Here is an 18,567-nt window from a genome sequence, read left to right on the forward strand (position 1 = left end):
CCTTCACTCGCGCCCCGGTTCCTCGCCGGCCGCGCGGCGCTCGGCCACCCCGAGCGCATCGGCGAGCCGCGTCTTTGCCGAGCCCGGCCTGAGCGGCTTCTGCTGGCTCTCATGCGGCGCCCAGCCGGAGAGCCAGACCAGCTCGAAACTCGCCCGCACCCGGCCATCCGTATCGGCATGGCGCTCGGTATAGAGGGCGGCGGCCTTCATCAGCACGTCCCGGCGCAGGCCGACGCTGCGGCGGCTGCCGAGCGCATTGGCCCAGCCCATGGCGCGCAGATCCCGCATCAGCCCGAACATGTCGCCATAGCGCACGGTGACGAGTTCGCTGTCGACGACGGGCAGGGCGAAGCCGGCCCGTTGCAGCAGGCTGCCGAGATCGCGCAGATCGGCGAAGGGGGCGATGCGGGGGCTGGCCCCGCCACTGACCGCCACCTCGGCCTCGATCAGCACCTGCCGCAATTCCTGCAGCGTCCGCCCCGCCAGCAGGCAGCCCATGAACAGCCCGTCCGGCCGGAGGCTGCGCCTGATCTGGATCAGCGTGCCGGGCAGATCGTTCACCCCCTGCAGGGCCAGCAGCGAGACCGCGAGATCGAGTGATTCGGGCGCCAGCGGCAGCGCCTCGAGATCGCCGACGACGTCGCAATCCCCGCTCTCTACCTCGCTCAGGCGCAGCAGACGCTCGCAGCGCGGCCGCAGCACGGCGTCGGCCACCGGCAGCGCGGTGGCGAGATCGACCGCGACGGGGAAGCGGCGCAGCACCGCGGAGAGCCGCTCCTCCAGATCGGCCGCGGCCCGCTGCAGCAGGAAGTCGGGATGGCCGGCGGCGAGCGCGCGCGACAGCCGGCGCCGGGCGAGCGCCCGGTCGAACACGGTTGCGGGCTGGCTCACCCGGGCGGCCTCCCGGCGCGTCTCAGCTTTCCAGCAGGCGCTCGATCTCGCGGCGCAGTTCCGGCTCGAGATCGGAGCGCGACAGCCCATAGGCGATGTTGGCGAGCAGGAAGCCGATCTTGGAGCCGGTGTCGTAGATGTCGCCATCGAAGCGGCAGGCATAGAAGGGCTCCAGCCGCGACAGCGCGATCATCGAATCCGTCAATTGGATCTCTCCGCCGGCACCGGCTTCCTGATTGGCGAGAAGATTGAAGATCGTCGGCTGAAGAATGTAGCGGCCCGTTATATGCAAGTTCGACGGAGCCGTGCCCTTGGCCGGCTTTTCCACCATCTTGGTGATCTTCGAGACCTTGGCTTTTACATCTTCGACACCGACGATCCCGTATTGATGCGTCTGATCCTCGGGCACCGGCGCCACCGCGATATGATTGCCGCCATGTTTCTTGAACGCGTCGATCATATCGGCGAGACAGCCCTTGCCATGGCTGTGATGCAGCATGTCGGGCAGCAGCAGGGCGAAGGGCTCGTCGTCGCCGATGATGTCGCGCGCGCACCAGACGGCATGGCCGAGGCCGAGCGGGCCCTGCTGGCGGGTGAAGCTCGTCGCCCCCGCGAGCGGCAGATCGGCGCGCAGCGCCTCCAGCTCCTTCACCTTGCCGCGGCGCTCCAGCGTCGCCTCGAGCTCGAAGGCCGAATCGAAATGATCCTCGATGACGCCCTTGTTGCGCCCGGTGATGAAGACGAAATGCTCGATGCCGGCGGCGCGCGCCTCATCCACCACATGCTGGACGACGGGCCGGTCGACGATCGTCAGCATCTCCTTCGGAATGGCCTTGGTGGCCGGCAGGAAGCGCGTGCCCAGGCCAGCCACGGGGATGACGGCCTTGCGAATACGATTGTTCATGGAAAGTCCATTTCGAGCGCCGGCACGCGGCAGGCAGTGGGGTCAGGCTGGGTGACGGGTCTGGCTACCTTCGCTCGACCCGCCGACGTCTACGGATACCAGAACGAGCGTCGCGGCTCGTCAATGTTTTTTGATATGACGAGCCGATCATCATGACAGGAGTGTTGCAATGGCGATCCTAGTATCGGGAGGCGCCGGCTATATCGGCAGCCACATGGTCCTGGAGCTGATCGACCGGGGCGAGGAGGTCGTCGTCCTCGACGATCTCTCGACCGGCTTCTGGTGGGCCGTGCCGCGGGAAGCGACCTTCGTCAAAGGCGATATGGGCGACCAGGCGCTGGTCGAACGCACGCTGACGGAGCACGGCATCACCGAGATCGCGCATTTCGCCGCGCGCATCGTGGTGCCGGATTCGGTGTCCGATCCGCTGGGCTATTATCTCAACAACACCGTGAAGACGCGCGCCCTGCTGGAAAGCGCGGTGCGCTGCGGCGTCCGGCACCTGATCTTCTCCTCGACGGCGGCGGTCTATGGCGAACCGCCGCTGTCGCCGGTCCCGGAAGACATCGCGCTGAACCCGATCAACCCCTATGGCCGCTCGAAGCTGATGAGCGAATGGATGCTCGGCGACGTCGCCAGCGCCCATCCCCTGACCTATATCGCCCTGCGCTATTTCAATGTCGCCGGAGCCGATCCGCGCGGCCGCTCGGGCCAGTCCGGCCCCAATGCCACACATCTGATCAAGGTCGCCTGCCAGGCCGCCTCGGGCCAGCGTGCCGGAATGGAGATCTTCGGCACCGATTATCCGACGCCGGACGGCACCTGCATCCGCGACTACATCCACGTCACCGATCTCGCCCGCGCCCATATCGCCGCGCTCGATCATCTGCGCGCCGGTGGCGGCAATCTGACGATGAATTGCGGCTATGGCCGCGGCTACTCGGTCAGGGAGGTGACGGATGTGGTGAAGCGGGTGTCCGGCGTCGATTTCCCGGTCAGGCTGTCGCCGCGCCGCGCCGGCGATCCCGCCACTTTGGTCGCCAAGGCGGACCGGATCCGCGAGACTTTGGGCTGGCGGCCGGAGCATGACGATCTCGAGGAGATCGTGCGCCACGCCCTCGCCTGGGAGACCGCGCTGCGCACGCGCAACGCCGGCTGAGCCGCCGGGGCTGCGCCGGCGACCTTCGGGCGCAGGCGGGATTGCGCGGGATTAACCGTCGGTTAATCTTGTTGCGGCGGTGTGGGGGCCTGCATCGACACCAGATTGAAGAGAGATCGATCCATGCGCCTCTCCGTGATCGCCGCCGCGATCGTCATCGGCCTGTCCCCGGCGCTGGCGCAGACCACGGGCTCGATCAATGCGGCCGCGGCCCCCGTCGCGTCCCAGGGTTTCGAGCCGTTCCTGAAGTCGCTCTGGCCGCAGGCCCAGGCGCGCGGCATCTCCCGCAGCACCTTCGACACGGCCTTCCGCGGCCTGACGCCGGATGCGAGCATCGTCGCGCTGACCCGCAAGCAGTCGGAATTCACCGCGCCGATCTGGGGCTATCTCAACAGCGCCGTCGGCGGCACCCGGATTTCCCGCGGCCGGGAGGCGGCCGAGGGCCATGCCTCAGTGCTCGCGCAGATCGAGGCGCGCTACGGCGTGCCGAAGGAGGTGCTGCTCGGCATCTGGGGCATGGAAACCAATTACGGCTCGTTCAAGGGCGACAAGGACACGATCCGCTCGCTCGCGACGCTGGCCCAGATCCGCTATCGCGGCGACTTCTTCCGCGACGAGCTGCTGACCGCGCTCGAGCTGATCCAGAAGGGCCATGTCGATCGCAACGAACTGCGCGGCTCCTGGGCCGGGGCGATGGGCCATCCGCAATTCATGCCGTCGAGCTATCTGAAATACGCCGTCGACTGGACCGGCGACGGCCATGCCGACATCTGGACCTCGACCAGCGACGCGCTCGCCTCCACCGCTAATTACCTCAAGGGCCATGGCTGGGTCCCCGGCCTGCCCTGGGGGCTGGAGGTCGTGCTGCCCGAGCGCTTCGACCACAGGAACGGCAGGGGCAGCTTCGCGGCGCTGGCCAGCGCCGGCGTCAGGCGGGCGGATGGGCGCGCGCTGCCGTCCCGCGGCGAAGGCCGACTGTTCTATCCGGCCGGCCATCGCGGCCCGGTCATGCTGCTGACCGAGAATTTCGACGTCATCAAGAAATACAACTCCTCCGACGCCTATGCCCTGGCCGTCGGCCATCTCGGCGACCGCATCATGGGCCAGCCGGCGATCCAGGCGGAATGGCCCGTGTCGCAACCGCGCCTCGACAAGGCCGGCATGCAGGACCTGCAGCGCAGGCTGAAGGCGCTCGGCCTCTACAGCCACGATGCCGATGGCCGCATCGGCACCGGCACGCGCGAGGCGGTCCGCCAATACCAGCTCAGCCTCGGCGAGATCCCCGATGGCTGGCCGACGCCCAGCCTGCTGCAGCGCATGCGGTCCGGACGGTGAGATCGCCCGCCCCTCCTGACTTCGCCGGCATTCCCGCGTAAGCTCCGGCATCGCCGGGGGTCCGAGATCGGGAGCGGAGGGGACATGCGTACACGCATCATGCTCGCCATGCTGCTCGCCCTGCTCCTGCCCGGCGGCGGCGAGCTGCGCGCCCAGCCGGCCCAGCAGCAGCGCAGCTTCTTCTCGCTGTTCTGGCAGGTGCCGCAGCAGCCCGTGGTGCAGCCGCGGCCGCGGCGCGTCGCGCCCAGCGTCCGGCGGCGGGCCCCGGCTCCGGCCATTCCCGCCAGCGTCGCGATCGTCCCAAAGGTCGAGATCGCGCACCGGGTCCTGGTGATCGGCGATTCCCTCGCGAGCCTGCTGGCCGACGGGCTGGAGGACGCGCTGGAGGACCGGCCGGACGTCGCGGTGCTGGACCGTGCCCGCTCCGATTCCGGGCTGGTGCGCAGCGACTATCATGATTGGCGCAAGGTCGCCGAAGAGCTGCTCGCGGCCGAGCCGGGGATCAGCGTCGGCATCATGCTGATCGGGCTGAACGACCGCCAGGCGATCCGCGAAGGCGATGTCGTCCACGAGCCGCTGAGCCCGCGCTGGCAGGAACTCTACCGCAGCCGGATCGCAGCCATCGCCGCCGCCTTCGCGCAGCGCCGCGTGCCGCTGGTCTGGGTCGGCGCCCCGCCGGTGCAGAACACAAGGCTCTCGGCGGATTTCACGGCTTTCAACGAGCTGTATCGCGATCAGGCGGAAAAGGCCGGCGGCGCCTATGTCGACCTCTGGGGCGGCTTCGTCGATGCCGAGAACCGCTACACCGCGATGGGGCCGGACGTCTCGGGCCAGACCATGCGGCTGCGGGCCGGAGACGGCATCCACTTCACCGCGGCCGGCGCGCGCAAGGCCGCGCATTTCGTCGATGTGGTAATCCGCCGGCTGATCGAGGGCCGGCAGCAGCAGCCGGCTCTGGCCCTGCCGGTGTCGCCCGAGACGGGGGCGCCGATCAATCCGGAGCTGCAGCCCGGCGGGATCGAGCGGCTGATCGACGCGATGGTCGGCAATCAATTCTCGAATATCGGGCTGCCGGCGGCGCTGCGCGTCAAGCCCCTGGCCGGGCCGGTCCTGCCGCTGGCCGCACAGAGCGTCGCCACCGATCAGGGGCTTCTCTCATCGCCGCGCGAGGCGCGCGGCCGCGACGAGGCCGGTGCCCAGCTCGACCGGGTCTTCGTCGAAGGCATGCTGCCCGAGCCGAAGCCCGGGCGGCTGGACGATCATCGCTGGCCGCGCTGACGCGGCGCGCTTGCGCGCCGGCCGCCTCGCATCGGCCCTGTCTCAGCGCGGCAAAATGGTTTCGCCCATCAGCTGCTTGTCGATCGCATGCGCCATCTGGCGGCCTTCGCGGATGGCCCAGACCACGAGCGACTGGCCGCGCCGCATGTCGCCGGCGGCGAAGACCTTCTCGACCGAGGTCTTGTAGCCCAGCGTATTGGCCTCGACATTGCCGCGGCCATCGAGCTTGACGCCGAGACGGCTCAACAGCCCTTCTTGCACCGGCGAGACGAAGCCCATGGCGAGCAGCACCAGATCGGCCTTCAGATCGAATTCCGTCCCCGGAATCGGCTTGAACTGGGCGTCGACCCGGGCGCAGCGCAGCTTCCGGACATGGCCGTTCTCGCCGATGAACTTCAGCGTGCCGATCGCGAAATCGCGCTCGGCGCCTTCCTCATGGCTGGAGGAGGTGCGCAGCTTCAGCGGCCAGTTCGGCCAGGTCAGCAGCTTGTTCTCCTTCTCCGGCGGCTGCGGCATGATCTCGATCTGCGTCACCGACAGCGCGCCCTGGCGTACCGAGGTGCCGATGCAGTCGGAGCCGGTATCGCCGCCGCCGATCACCACGACATGCTTGCCGGAGGCCAGGATCGGCCGGGCATTGCCGGCCAGCGGCTCGCCGCCGACGCGCCGGTTCTGCTGCGGCAGGAAGTCCATGGCGAATTGCACGCCGTCGAGGTCGCGGCCCTCGATCGGCAGGTCGCGCGGCTTCTCGGCACCGCCGGTCAGCCCCACGGCGTCATATGTCTCCAGCAGCTCGGCCGGGTCGACATCGACGCCGACATTGACGTTGTAGTGGAAGACGACGCCCTCGGCCTCCATCTGCGCGACGCGGCGCTCGACATGCGACTTCTCCATCTTGAAGTCGGGGATGCCGTAGCGCAGCAGCCCGCCGGCCCGCGCCTGGCGCTCATAGACATGCACCGCATGGCCGGCGCGGGCGAGCTGCTGGGCGGCGGCGAGCCCGGCCGGGCCGGAGCCGATCAGCGCGATCGTCTTGCCCGTCTTCGTCTTCGGCGGCTCGGGCCGGATCCAGCCCTCGGCCCAGCCCTTGTCGACGATCGCGCATTCGATCGACTTGATCGTGACCGGGCTGTCTTCGAGGTTCAGCGTGCAGGACGCCTCGCACGGCGCCGGGCAGACCCGGCCGGTGAATTCCGGGAAGTTATTGGTGGAATGGAGATTGGCCAGCGCCTCGCGCCATTTGTCGTTGTAGACGAGGTCGTTCCAGTCCGGGATCTGGTTGTTCACCGGACAGCCGTTGTGACAATAGGGAATGCCGCAGTTCATGCAGCGCGCCGCCTGGTCCCGCGTCGCCTCCGGCCCGAGCGGGATCACGAACTCCTTGTAGTTCCTGATCCGGTCCGACGCCGGCAGATACTTCCGGTCGCGCCGGTCGATCTCGAGAAAGCCCGTTACCTTGCCCATGATCTCACTCCGCCGCGACCGACAGGCCGGCCTGCGCCCGCTCGATTTCCTGTAGCGCCCGCCGATATTCGACCGGCATCACCTTGACGAATTTGGGCAGGTACTCCGCCCAATTCTCCAGAATGTCCTTGGCCCGCGTCGAGCCGGTGTAACGCAGGTGATCGCTGATCAGCTGGTGCAGGCGCTCGGCGTCATAGCCGGACATGTTCGCCATCACGTCGATGCGGCCCTTGAATTCGAGGTCGCCGCCGTGATGGTGGATGCGCTGCATCAGCTCCTCCTCCTCGATCACCGGCTCGAGATCGACCATCGAGAGGTTGCAGCGCTTGGCGAAGCTCTTGTCCTCGTCCAGCACATAGGCGACGCCACCCGACATGCCGGCAGCGAAATTGCGCCCGGTCTGGCCCAGCACGACGACGACACCGCCGGTCATGTATTCGCAGCCATGGTCGCCCGTGCCTTCGACCACCGCGATCGCGCCGGAATTGCGCACCGCGAAGCGCTCGCCGGCCACGCCGCGGAAGTAGCATTCGCCGGAGATCGCGCCGTAGAGCACGGTGTTGCCGACGATGATCGACTGCTCCGCCCGGGTCCTCGCCGTCTCGGCCGGCCTGATGATCAGCTTGCCGCCGGAGAGGCCCTTGCCGACATAGTCGTTGGCCTGGCCGGTCAGCTCCAGCGTCACGCCATTGGTCACCCAGGCGCCGAAGCTCTGGCCGGCCGTGCCGGTGAGCTTCACCTGGATCGTGTCCTCCGGCAGCCCGGCATAGCCATGGCGCTTCGCCACCCGGCCGGAAAGCATCGCCCCGGTCGAGCGGTCGACATTGCGGATCTCGCTCTCGATCACCACCGGCTCGCCGGTTTCGAGCGCCGCCTGCGAGCGGTCGATCAGCATCCGGTCCAGCACCGTGTCGATCGGGTGCTGCTGCAGCTCGACATGGCGGATCGCCACGTCCTGGCCGACATCCGGCTTGTGGAAGATGCGCGAGAAATCGAGCCCCTTCGCCTTCCAGTGGTCGATCGCCTGGTTCTTGTCGAGCCAGTCGGAGCGGCCGACGAGATCGTCGAATTTGGCGATGCCGAGGCTGGCCATGATCTCGCGCACGTCTTCCGCCAGGAAGAAGAAGAAGTTGATGACGTGCTCCGGCGTGCCCTTGAAGCGCTTGCGCAGCACCGGATCCTGCGTCGCCACGCCGACGGGGCAGGTGTTGAGGTGGCATTTGCGCATCATGATGCAGCCGGCGGCGATCAGGGGCGCGGTCGCGAAGCCGAATTCGTCGGCTCCGAGCAGCGCGCCGATGACGATGTCGCGGCCGGTCCGCAGCCCGCCATCGACCTGCAGGGCGATGCGCCCGCGCAGCCGGTTCATCACCAGGATCTGGTGGGTCTCGGCCAGGCCGATCTCCCAGGGTGATCCCGCATGCTTGATCGAGGTCAGCGGCGAGGCACCGGTGCCGCCCTCATAGCCGGAAATGGTGATGTGGTCGGCCCGTGCCTTGGCGACGCCGGCCGCGACCGTGCCGACACCGAGCTCCGAGACCAGCTTGACCGAGACATCCGCCTCCGGATTGACGTTCTTCAGGTCGAAGATCAGCTGGGCGATATCCTCGATCGAATAGATGTCGTGATGCGGCGGCGGCGAGATCAGCCCGACGCCCGGGGTCGAATGGCGCACCTTGGCGATGCGCGCATCGACCTTGTGCCCGGGCAGCTGGCCGCCCTCGCCGGGCTTGGCGCCCTGCGAGATCTTGATCTGCATCATCTGCGAATTGACGAGATATTCCGTCGTCACGCCGAAGCGGCCCGAGGCCACCTGCTTGATCGCCGAGCGCATCGAGCGGCCATCCGCCATCGGCACGAAGCGCTCCGGCTCCTCGCCGCCCTCGCCCGTATTCGACTTGCCGCCGATCGTGTTCATCGCGATGGCCAGCGTCGAATGCGCCTCATGGCTGATCGAGCCGAAGGACATCGCGCCGGTCGAGAAGCGCTTGACGATGGAGGCGGCGGATTCGACCTCCTCGAGCGGGATCGGCTTCAGGCCGATCGCGTCCGCGTCCTTGATCGTGAACAGGCCGCGAATGGTCGAGAAGCGCGAGCTCTGGTCGTTCACCAGAGCGGCATAGGCCTTGTACTTGTCCTGGGCGTTGCCGCGCACCGCATGCTGCAGCAGGGCGATGTTCTCGGGCGTCCAGGCGTGATCCTCGCCGCGCAGGCGATAGGCGTATTCGCCGCCGATATCGAGACTGTCGCGATAGATCGGCGAGTCGCCGAAGGCGTCCTTGTGCCGCCGCACCGTCTCCTCGGCGATCTCGGGCAGGCCGACGCCCTCGATCGAGGAAATCGTCCCGGCGAAATACCTGTCGATCGTCTCGCTCTTCAGGCCCACGGCATCGAAGATCTGCGCGCCGCAATAGGATTGATAGGTCGAGATGCCCATCTTGGACATCACCTTGAGCAGCCCCTTGCCCACCGATTTGATGAAGCGCTTCACCACCTCGGAGCGGTCGACCTCCTTCGGGAATTCGCCGGCCTCGTAGAGCGCCTCCAGCGTCTCGAAGGCGAGATAGGGGTTGATCGCCTCGGCGCCGAAGCCGGCCAGGCAGGCGAAATGATGGATCTCGCGCGGCTCGCCCGATTCCAGCACGAGCCCGACGGAGGTGCGCTGGCCCTTGCGGATGAGGTGGTGGTGCACCGCCGCCGTCGCCAGCAGCGCCGGGATCGGGATCCGGTCGGCGCCGACCAACCGGTCGGAGAGGATGATGATGTTGTAGCCGCCATGCACGGCCGCCTCGGCGCGCTCGCACAGCCGGGCGATCGCCCCCTCCATCCCGGCCGCGCCTTCGCGCGCGGGATAGGTGATGTCGATCGTCTTGGTGTCGAACCGGTCCTCGTAATGGCCGATGCAGCGGATCTTCTCGAGATCGTCATTGGTCAGGATCGGCTGGCGCACCTCGAGCCGCTTGCGGCGCGATGCGCCGGCGAGATCGAGGATGTTGGGCCGCGGGCCGATGAAGGAGAGCAGGCTCATCACCAGCTCCTCGCGGATCGGATCGATCGGCGGGTTCGTGACCTGGGCGAAGTTCTGCTTGAAATAGGTGTAGAGCAGCTTCGACTTGGACGACAGCGCCGAGATCGGCGTGTCGGTGCCCATCGAGCCGACGGCTTCCTGGCCGGTCACCGCCATCGGCGCCATCAGGATCTTGGTGTCTTCCTGGGTGTAGCCGAAGGCCTGCTGGCGATCGAGCAGCGGCACGTCGGTGCGCTGCGCGCGCGCCTCGACCGGGGGCAGCTCCTCCAGCACGATCTGCGTGCGCTTCAGCCATTCCTGATAGGGGTTGGCGGCGCAGAGGCTCTCCTTGATCTCGTCATCGCCGACGATGCGCCCCTGGTCGAGATCGATCAGCAGCATCTTGCCGGGCTGCAGGCGCCATTTCTGGACGATCTTCTCCTCGGGGATCGGCAGCACGCCATATTCCGACGCCAGCACGACGAGCCCGTCATCGGTGACGAGATAGCGCGCCGGCCGCAGGCCGTTGCGATCCAGCGTCGCGCCGATCTGGCGCCCATCGGTGAAGGCGATCGCCGCCGGCCCATCCCAGGGCTCCATCAGCGCGGCGTGATACTCGTAGAAGGCGCGCCGCTCCTCGTTCATCAGCGGGTTGCCGTTCCAGGCCTCCGGCACCAGCATCATCATCGCATGGGCGAGCGAGTAGCCGCCCTGGACCAGGAATTCGAGCGCGTTGTCGAAACAGGCGGTGTCGGACTGGCCCTCATAGGAAATCGGCCAGAGCTTCGAGATATCGAGGCCGAACAGCTCGGAATCGACGCTGGCCTGGCGCGCTGCCATCCAGTTGACGTTGCCGCGCAGCGTGTTGATCTCGCCGTTATGGGCGACCATCCTGTAGGGATGGGCCAGCCGCCAGGACGGGAAGGTGTTGGTCGCGAAGCGCTGGTGGACCAAAGCGATCGCACTCTCGAAACGCGGATCGGTGAGGTCGCGGAAATAGCTGCCGAGCTGCGTCACCAGCACCATGCCCTTGTAGACGATGGTGCGGGCCGACATCGACACCGGGTAATAGGTCGCCGTCGCCCGGTCCTTGAGCTTGTAGACCTTGTTGGAGACCGATTTGCGCAGGACATAGACCTTGCGCTCGAAATCATCCTCGCTGGCGATCTCGGAGGGGCGGCCGACGAAGAGCTGGCGATGCACGGGCTCGGACGCCTTGACCGCCGCGCCGAGATCGGAATTGTCGACCGGCACGTCGCGCCAGCCGAGGAAGACCAGCCCCTCCTCGGTCACGGTCTGCAGGACGATGTCCTCGCAAAGCGCGCGGTCCTTCTCGTCCTGGGGCATGAAGAACTGGCCGATGGCGTAATGCCCCGGCTCCGGCAGGGCGAAACCGAGCGCGGCGCATTCCTCGCTGAAGAAGCGATGCGGGATCTGCACCAGGATGCCGCAGCCATCGCCGAGCTTGGGATCGGCGCCGACGGCGCCGCGGTGATCGAGATTATGCAGGATCTGCAGCCCCTGCTGCACGATCGCATGCGTCTTGCGGTTCTTCATGTCGGCGATGAAGCCGACACCGCAGGAATCCTTCTCGAAGGACGGATCATAGAGCCCCTGGCGCTCGGGCATCGCCGGATCGCGCACCGTCAAAGTCGGTTCGGTCGTGACGCGGGACGCCGCCGTGACTGGCCCGCCCTGGACGCTGGTCGCCTTGCTGGAACCGCTCATCTCAAACCCCGCTTCTTGCTGGCTGCCAGCTTCCGCCGGGCACCGCCTCCGAGTCCACATCATCCTTTGCCGCAACCGGACCTGCCCCCGCCGCCGGCCGGCGCAAGGGCAGGGCCGATCAGGCCGCTGGCTGTCCTGGGAGGGTGGCTTGCGCTTGCTCGGCGGCGCCCGCGTCCTCCGCAGGCGCCCCCCGGGCTTTTTTGAGCCCCGTCGCGCCTGTTACGCCGCCGCTTTACGGGCGGCGCGCGTGCGAGTGGTTTTGGCGTTTTTGGCCTTGCCCCTCATCATCGGTCCGCTCCGTTGCGTATGCCCCGCCACAGCGGCCAGGCCGCCCCGCGGGGTTCGTTGAAATGGGACAGCAACACTGTCCTATCCCTGAGAATTTGCCAGAATTCCAATCTGGGCACAAGAGCCCATAAGGCGCCATTTTGAAATATTATGTCGAAGTTCGATTCGAAGCGGACATATATCACCCGATAGCCCCACCCTCCGCGCATACATCTTAGGCAGCAGGCCTCCGGCGGCTCCCGGCCGGTGCGTTTCGATGCCGCAGGGTCACGGGGGAAGCCGCAGGCTGTCAGGGGTGGCCCGTGAGTCCTCGCGACTCGTGCGGCCGCCACCTCATGCGCCCAGCGAAGCGCCTCCCCCCGCCTCCGCCCCTTGGCGCTGCCCATGCCAGCCGCTAACCCTCGCTGCATGAACTTCATCAGCGACAACACCGCCGGCGCCAGCCCGGCCGTCATGGCGGCTCTCGCCGCCGCCAATCAGGGTCCGGCGGCCGCCTATGGCGGGGATGACTGGTCGGCCCGGATCGAGCGCCTCTTCGCCGAGATCTTCGAGCACGAGGTCGCGGCCTTCCTCGTCACCACCGGGACCGCCGCCAATTCCCTGGCGCTGGCCAGCCTGACCCGGCCCTGGGGCGCGGTGATCACCCATCAGGAAAGCCATGTCGCCGACGACGAATGCGGCGCGCCGGAATTCTTCAGCGACGGCGCCAAACTGGTCGGGCTGCCGGGCGCCGGCAACAAGATCGCTCCCGCCGACGTCACCCGGGCGCTCGCGCGGCTGCGCGAGGGGGCGCTGCACCAGGTCCAGCCACAGGCGATCTCCATCACCCAGGCCACCGAATGCGGCTGCGTCTACACGCCGGCGGAGGTCGCGGCGCTGAAGCAGGCCGCCGCGCCGCGCGGCCTCGCTCTGCACATGGACGGAGCACGCTTCGCCAATGCGCTGGTGACGCTGGGCTGCACACCGGCCGAGATCACCTGGAAGGCCGGTGTCGACGTGCTCTCCTTCGGCGGTACCAAGAACGGCGCCTGGGCTGCGGAAGCGGTGCTGTTCTTCGACCCGGCGCGGGCGGGGGAGATGAAATGGCGGCGCAAGCGCGCCGGCCACACCCTCTCGAAAGGCCGGCTGATCGCTGCGCAGTTCGAAGGGCTGCTGCGCGACGGGCATTGGCTGGCACTCGCCCGCCATGCGAACGCGATGGCGCTGCGGCTGGCCGATGCGCTTGATGCCGATGGCCGCACGCGGCTGGCCTGGCCCTGCCAGGCCAACGAGGTCTTCCCGATCCTGTCCGCCGAGATGCAGGCGAGGCTCGCATCGGCGGGGGTGGCTTATCTCGCCTGGTCCGACACCGCCCTCGCCCCGGGGGAGACTCTGCCCGAGGGCGCCGTGATCGGCCGCTTCGTCATGTCCTTCCGCACCGCGCCGGAGGAGGTCGACCGGCTGATTGCGGTGATGACGGGGTGAGCCGGCGGATTCCGCCCCGAATTGCGCCGCATGCGTGCCGCAATCCCTAAGGAAGAGTGAAACCCTGGATTGGTTCAGTCTCCCGAAGGATGACACATGGCACTGCGTTCACTGTCCCCGTCGCGTCTCGCAGCGGTGGGTCTCGTTCTCGCCGGCGCGATGGCGGCGACCACCGGTGGGGCCGCGGCCCAGTTCTACGAGCCCTATGACGATCCCTATCCGCGCGCCTATGTCTATCGCTATGGCGAGGTCTATGACGGCTATTACGGCCGGCGCCTGGTGCCGCCGCGTGTGGTCAACCGCATCGCGGCCCGCGATTACGGGCTCGTCCGGGTCGACCGCACCATCCGCACCGGCAGTTCCCAGGTGATCGACGGCGTCGGGGCCGATGGCAGCCGGCTGCGCCTGATCTTCGATGCGCGCACCGGCGCCTTCCTCGACCGGATCGTTCTCAAGCCGGCAAAGCAGCGTGAGCGCGTGGCGCGTATCGATCCGCGTAGCGACGACAAGCCGGTGCAGAGGCTGGTGCCGAGCCCGCCGGAGCGGCCGGCCGCCTTGAAGCCGCCGGCCGAGGCGAGCGCGCCGGCCACGATCATTCCGCCTGCCCCCGCCGCGCCCGCACGCGCCGAACCGCCGCAGCCGGCCGCTCCCGCGGCTCCGGCCCAGGCCAGCGCGCCGGCCACCGTCATTCCGCCCGCCCCCGCCGCGCCCGCGCGTGCCGAACCGCCGCAGCCGGCCGCTCCCGCGGCTCCGGCCCAGGCCAGCGCGCCGGCCACCACTGTGCCTGCATCCCCGGCGGCGCCGGATGCGGATGCCGCCCCGGCGGAGCCGAAGAAGCCGCGTGTCGTCTATCCCAGCCCGATCCCCGCCCCGCCGGAGCCGGAGCGCGCGGCCCCGCTGGCCAAGGCGCCCGAGCCCGAAATCCCCGTGCCTGCGGTCGGCGAACTGCCCCCGGTCCAGATCCAGGATCTCGCCCCGACCGCGCCGAAGCCGGAGACGCCCGCCATCCCCGTCGCGCCGATGGAGTAGGACGGGCGGCGCCGCTCCATCCTCTCTCGCCACATGAAAACGCCCCCGGCCAGGCCGGGGGCGTTCGTCTGTCTGGGCCTTCGTCTGTCTGGCTGTGGAGCCGATCAGGCGGCCTTGGCCGTCTCGACCTTGGCTTCCAGCACCTTGGCGGATTTCGCGCCGATCGGGATCTGCCGGGGTTTCTTGGCCTCGGGGATCTCGCGCACGAGGTCGATATGGAGCAGCCCGTTCTCGAGGCTCGCCCCCGTGACCTGCACGTAATCCGCGAGCTGGAAGCGACGCTCGAAGGCGCGCGCCGCGATGCCCTGGTGCAGCACCTCGCGCTTGCCCTCCTCGGCGGCCTGCTTCTCGCCCCGCACCGTCAGCGCGTTTTCCTTGCTCTCGATGGCGAGGTCGTTCTCGCCGAAGCCGGCCACGGCGATGGTGATGCGATAGGCGTTTTCGGACGTCCGCTCGATGTTGTAGGGCGGGTAGCTCGGCGCGTTGTCGACGGCGGTCGCCTGGTCGAGCAGCGAGAACAGACGGTCGAAGCCGACGGTCGAGCGATAGAGCGGCGAAAGATCAAAGTGACGCATGATGTCCTCCAGAGAAGCGACAAAGGTGGTCCGGCCTGCCTCGGCTGAGCACAGGCCCGTTTCGGTTCGCGCAGCCTGTCCGGCCTGCGCAGCCCTGATCTGGGAGCGTGTTTTCGGCTTTTCAAGAGGTCTCCGCGACGCCCATAATGGCCTCGCCGCCAGCCATCTGTCAGGCGCAGCAGGAGCCTGACATGGCCGAGGCCGAACTCTTCTCCCATCCGGATTATCCGGTTCCCGGCCATGCCCGGGTCTGGTCGGCCAGGACCGCCGACGGCGCCCTGCTGCGCTTCGCCCGCTGGCGGCCGACGGTGCGGCCGGTGCGCGGCAGCATCATCATCCTCCAGGGCCGGGCGGAGTTCATCGAGCGCTACAGCGAGACCATCGCCGAGCTGCGCCGTCGCGGCTTCCATGTGATCGCCTTCGATTGGCGCGGCCAGGGCGGCTCGCAGCGTTTCGTCGGCCGCGGCCGCAAGGGCCATGTCGGGCGGCTGCGGCATTACGAGCATGATCTCGCCTGCGCCATGGCGGAGATGCAGGCGCATCTGCCGCCGCCCTATTTCGCCCTCGCCCATTCCATGGGTGCCGCCGTGGCGCTGGATGCGGCGCGGCAGGGCCGGCTCCCCGTGGCGCGGCTGGTGGCGCTCGCCCCGATGCTCGGGCTGACCCTGATCGAGCGCCCCGAGGCGGCGCGGAGGCTGGCCCGCCTGCTCTATTGGCTCGGCTTCTCCAGGGCCTTCGTGCCCGGCGGCGGCGATACCGCGATCGCGACCAAGCCCTTCGAGGGCAATCGCCTGACCAGCGATCCCCGGCGCTACGCCCGCAACAGCGCCCTCTCCTCGGCCGCGGCGCATCTCTCGATCGGCGACCCGACGATCGGCTGGGTGCATACCGCCTTCCAGCTGATGGCGCGACTGAACGCCCCCCATGCCGCCCGGGCGATCCATGTGCCGACCCTGGTCATCGCGGCCGGGCAGGATCCGGTCGTCTCCACCCCCGCCATCGAGCGTTTCGCCGCGCGGCTGAAGACCGGTGCCGCTCTGGTCCTGCCGACGTCGCGCCACGAGATCCTGATGGAGAACGACGCGATTCGCGGCGGGTTCTGGGCGGCTTTCGACGCCTTCATCCCCGGAGAGGCGACGCGCGACGCCGCCTCAGCCGGCGAGGAGCCGGAGCGCCGCATCGTGCAGCGCCCGGGTGCCCGCCGCGACGATGGTTCCGCCCTCGGCGGCGCTGCCGCCCTGCCATGAGGTGACGATGCCGCCCGCCCCCTCGATGATCGGGATCAGCGCCACGATGTCATAGGGCTTCAGCCCGCTCTCGATGACGAGATCGACATGGCCGGCGGCGAGCATGCAATAGGCGTAGCAATCGCAGCCATAGCGCGCGAGCCGCACGGCTTTCTCGACGCTGGCATAGCGCTGCGCCTGTTCGCCGGAGAACATCGCCGGGGTGGTGGTCATCAGCGTGGCGGCGGCGAGCTCGGTCGTCTGGCGGGTGCGCAGCGTCCGCGGGCCGTTGGGCCCCTCATAGCGCGCCTGGCGGCCATCCCCGGAATAGCGCTCTCCGGTGAAGGGCTGGTGCATCATGCCGTAGACCGGCACGCCGTTGCGGCTCAACCCGATCAGCGTCCCCCAGACCGGGATGCCCGAGATGAAGGCCCGGGTGCCGTCGATCGGATCGAGCACCCAGACATATTCGGCGTCGAGATTCTCGTTGCCGAACTCCTCGCCGAGGACGCCATGCGCCGGGAAATGCCGCTTGATCAGGTGCCGCATCACCGATTCGCCGGCGCGGTCCGCTTCGGTCACGGGGTCGTAGGCGCCGCCCTGGGACTTGTCCTCGGCCGCATGATGGGCGCGGAAGAAGGGCAGGATGGCGCGGCCGGATTGCGTGGCCAGATCGGCGACGAAGGCTCCGAAATCGATCGCACTCATGAGCCACCCTCTGCTTCGATCACGCCGTCGATCCGGCTCGTGTGCCGGGGCGCCCGCAGCTCGGTCGCCGGGCGGCACTCATGCAGAGACGGCGCGCCGAACACAAGAGACCGGGCGGGTCTTTCCCTGCGTCATGCATTGCAGGCATGGCTACCACGTTTTTCTGAAAAGGCTCTTGTCATTTTGCGATGCAGCGTCTTATGTTGCATTGCGAAGGGGCGATCACCTCAAGCCTTCGTTGCCCTCCTTGGGCGTTTCCTCCCTAGACTTGGGCCGCCACGACAGTGTGCGGCCCTTTTTTTTGTCCGGACCGTCCGGCGCTCCTATTCCGCGGCCTGGCGCCATTCGTCGAGCCAGCCGCTCCAGCGCGCGAAGCAATCGGCCATCGCCTTGGCGATCAGCTGCTCCAACGCGGCGAAGCCCTGATGCGGGGTCAGCGTCGCCTCGTCCATGTACAGCGCCCGGTTGATCTCGATCTGCAGCGCGTGCACCCCCGAGGCCGGCACGCCGTAATGCTCGGTGATGAAGCCGCCGGCATAGGGGCGGTTGCGGGTGACGCTGAGGCCGAGCTTGCGGAAGGCCTCCTCGGCGATGTCGGTGATGTAGCCGGCGGCGCTGGTGCCGAACCGGTCTCCCAGAATGATGTCGGGCTTCGCCAGCCCGTCCCGGTCCAGCCCGGTCGAGGGCATGGAATGGGCATCGACCAGGATGCAGGTGCCGAAGCTGCTCTGGGTGCGCTGGATCAGGCTGCGCAACGCGCCGTGATAGGGCCGGTAGAGCCCGTCGATCCGGCCGAGCGCCTCCTCCACCTTCATCCGGCCGACATAGATCTCATGCGCGTCGCCGACGATGCGCGGGATGGTGCCGAGCCCTCCCGCGACGCGCATCGAGCGCGTATTGGCGAAAGCCGGCAGGCGCCCGTCGAACATCCGCGGATCGAGCTCATAGGGCTCGCGATTGACGTCGAGATAGGCCCGCGGAAATTCCGCGACCAGCATCGGCGCGCCGAGCTCGACGGTGCGGGCGAACAGCCGGTCGACGAAGGCATCCTCGGAACGGCGCAGCGAGCGCAGGTTCAGGCGGGATTCCTCGACGAAGCGGCTGGGATAGCGGCGCCCGGCATGCGGGACATCGACCAGGACGGGGACGATGTGCAGCGCCGGCTGATACAGGGTGAAGGGCCGTTCGATCGCGGCGACGACCGTTTCCTGGCCGTGGGACGCGTCGGGCGGATGGGGGCTGGGCTGCTCGTTCATCGGCTTCGACTGAAGCACACTATCGGGCCGGGGTTAAGCACGTCCGCGCTTTCCAGAACGGAACCGGGATTCACGCGTTGTTTACCATGTGCATGCCTTATAGAACGACGAGGTTCCAACCGCCCGCATGGCCGGATAACCGTGCCCATGCCGGCCTGGATCAGGGCTGATATGCCAGACGACCGCCACGCCGGGAGCGCTTGTTTCAGCGCCGACCGGCGCATGACAGGCCTTACGGGGACGGATACAAGCAGG

At 68.1% G+C, this 18,567-nt stretch carries 13 protein-coding genes; 6 read left to right on the top strand and 7 right to left on the bottom strand.

The window, feature by feature from the left end; genetic code table 11:
- Positions 1-3: 3 nt before the first annotated feature.
- Both ASG72_RS06525 and ASG72_RS06530 read right to left on the bottom strand, forming a co-directional pair.
- The gene (locus tag ASG72_RS06525) at positions 4-891 is read right to left on the bottom strand and encodes a methyltransferase domain-containing protein (RefSeq protein WP_056710335.1); all 888 of its coding nucleotides are present in this window, start codon (positions 889-891) and stop codon (positions 4-6) included.
- 22 nt (positions 892-913) lie between these two features.
- Positions 914-1,795 (bottom strand): UTP--glucose-1-phosphate uridylyltransferase, encoded by an 882-nt coding sequence (locus tag ASG72_RS06530; RefSeq protein WP_056710337.1) that lies wholly within the window; start codon positions 1,793-1,795, stop codon positions 914-916.
- Between the two features lie 169 nt (positions 1,796-1,964).
- Here ASG72_RS06530 and galE point away from each other — a divergent pair, with 169 nt between their 5' ends.
- The 3 genes from galE to ASG72_RS06545 all read left to right on the top strand — a co-directional run bounded on the left by galE (position 1,965) and on the right by ASG72_RS06545 (position 5,567).
- A complete protein-coding gene (galE, locus tag ASG72_RS06535) occupies positions 1,965-2,954 on the top strand; it encodes a UDP-glucose 4-epimerase GalE (RefSeq protein WP_056710339.1) in 990 nt (329 codons plus the stop codon).
- Positions 2,955-3,077: 123 nt separating this feature from the next.
- Complete coding sequence (locus ASG72_RS06540; protein WP_082540146.1) at positions 3,078-4,289, top strand: lytic murein transglycosylase; 1,212 nt, start codon at positions 3,078-3,080, stop codon at positions 4,287-4,289.
- A gap of 84 nt (positions 4,290-4,373) precedes the next feature.
- Positions 4,374-5,567 carry an SGNH family hydrolase gene (locus ASG72_RS06545; RefSeq protein WP_082540147.1) on the top strand — a complete coding sequence of 398 codons (1,194 nt, stop codon included), beginning with the start codon at positions 4,374-4,376 and terminating at the stop codon, positions 5,565-5,567.
- Positions 5,568-5,609: 42 nt separating this feature from the next.
- Here the strand turns inward: ASG72_RS06545 and ASG72_RS06550 are convergent, their stop codons facing one another.
- Complete coding sequence (locus ASG72_RS06550; RefSeq protein WP_056710343.1) at positions 5,610-7,031, bottom strand: glutamate synthase subunit beta; 1,422 nt, start codon at positions 7,029-7,031, stop codon at positions 5,610-5,612.
- A 4-nt stretch (positions 7,032-7,035) separates the two neighbouring features.
- Complete coding sequence (gene gltB, locus ASG72_RS06555; RefSeq protein WP_244488740.1) at positions 7,036-11,667, bottom strand: glutamate synthase large subunit; 4,632 nt, start codon at positions 11,665-11,667, stop codon at positions 7,036-7,038.
- A gap of 795 nt (positions 11,668-12,462) precedes the next feature.
- On the opposite strand from gltB, the gene ASG72_RS06560 reads away from it, so the two are divergent.
- Positions 12,463-13,518, top strand: coding sequence for a low specificity L-threonine aldolase (locus tag ASG72_RS06560; protein WP_056710345.1), 1,056 nt, complete (start codon positions 12,463-12,465; stop codon positions 13,516-13,518).
- A 96-nt stretch (positions 13,519-13,614) separates the two neighbouring features.
- On the top strand, positions 13,615-14,547 hold the full coding sequence (locus tag ASG72_RS06565; RefSeq protein WP_156395838.1) for a hypothetical protein: 933 nt from the start codon (positions 13,615-13,617) through the stop codon (positions 14,545-14,547).
- A 104-nt stretch (positions 14,548-14,651) separates the two neighbouring features.
- Here the strand turns inward: ASG72_RS06565 and ASG72_RS06570 are convergent, their stop codons facing one another.
- On the bottom strand, positions 14,652-15,122 hold the full coding sequence (locus ASG72_RS06570; RefSeq protein ID WP_056710349.1) for an Hsp20 family protein: 471 nt from the start codon (positions 15,120-15,122) through the stop codon (positions 14,652-14,654).
- A gap of 191 nt (positions 15,123-15,313) precedes the next feature.
- Between ASG72_RS06570 and ASG72_RS06575 the strand changes: the two genes are divergently transcribed.
- The gene (locus tag ASG72_RS06575; RefSeq protein WP_056710351.1) at positions 15,314-16,369 is read left to right on the top strand and encodes an alpha/beta hydrolase; all 1,056 of its coding nucleotides are present in this window, start codon (positions 15,314-15,316) and stop codon (positions 16,367-16,369) included.
- Here the strand turns inward: ASG72_RS06575 and hisN are convergent.
- Both hisN and ASG72_RS06585 read right to left on the bottom strand, forming a co-directional pair.
- On the bottom strand, positions 16,274-17,056 hold the full coding sequence (hisN, locus tag ASG72_RS06580) for a histidinol-phosphatase (protein ID WP_056710352.1): 783 nt from the start codon (positions 17,054-17,056) through the stop codon (positions 16,274-16,276). The two genes, ASG72_RS06575 and hisN, sit on opposite strands and share 96 nt — an antisense overlap.
- 323 nt (positions 17,057-17,379) lie before the next feature.
- Entirely contained in the window at positions 17,380-18,228 is an 849-nt protein-coding gene (locus ASG72_RS06585) for an N-formylglutamate amidohydrolase (RefSeq protein WP_244488741.1), read from the bottom strand.
- Positions 18,229-18,567: the final 339 nt, after the last annotated feature.

This window comes from Allobosea sp. Leaf344, assembly GCF_001426225.1.
Taxonomy (GTDB): Bacteria; Pseudomonadota; Alphaproteobacteria; order Rhizobiales; family Beijerinckiaceae; genus Allobosea.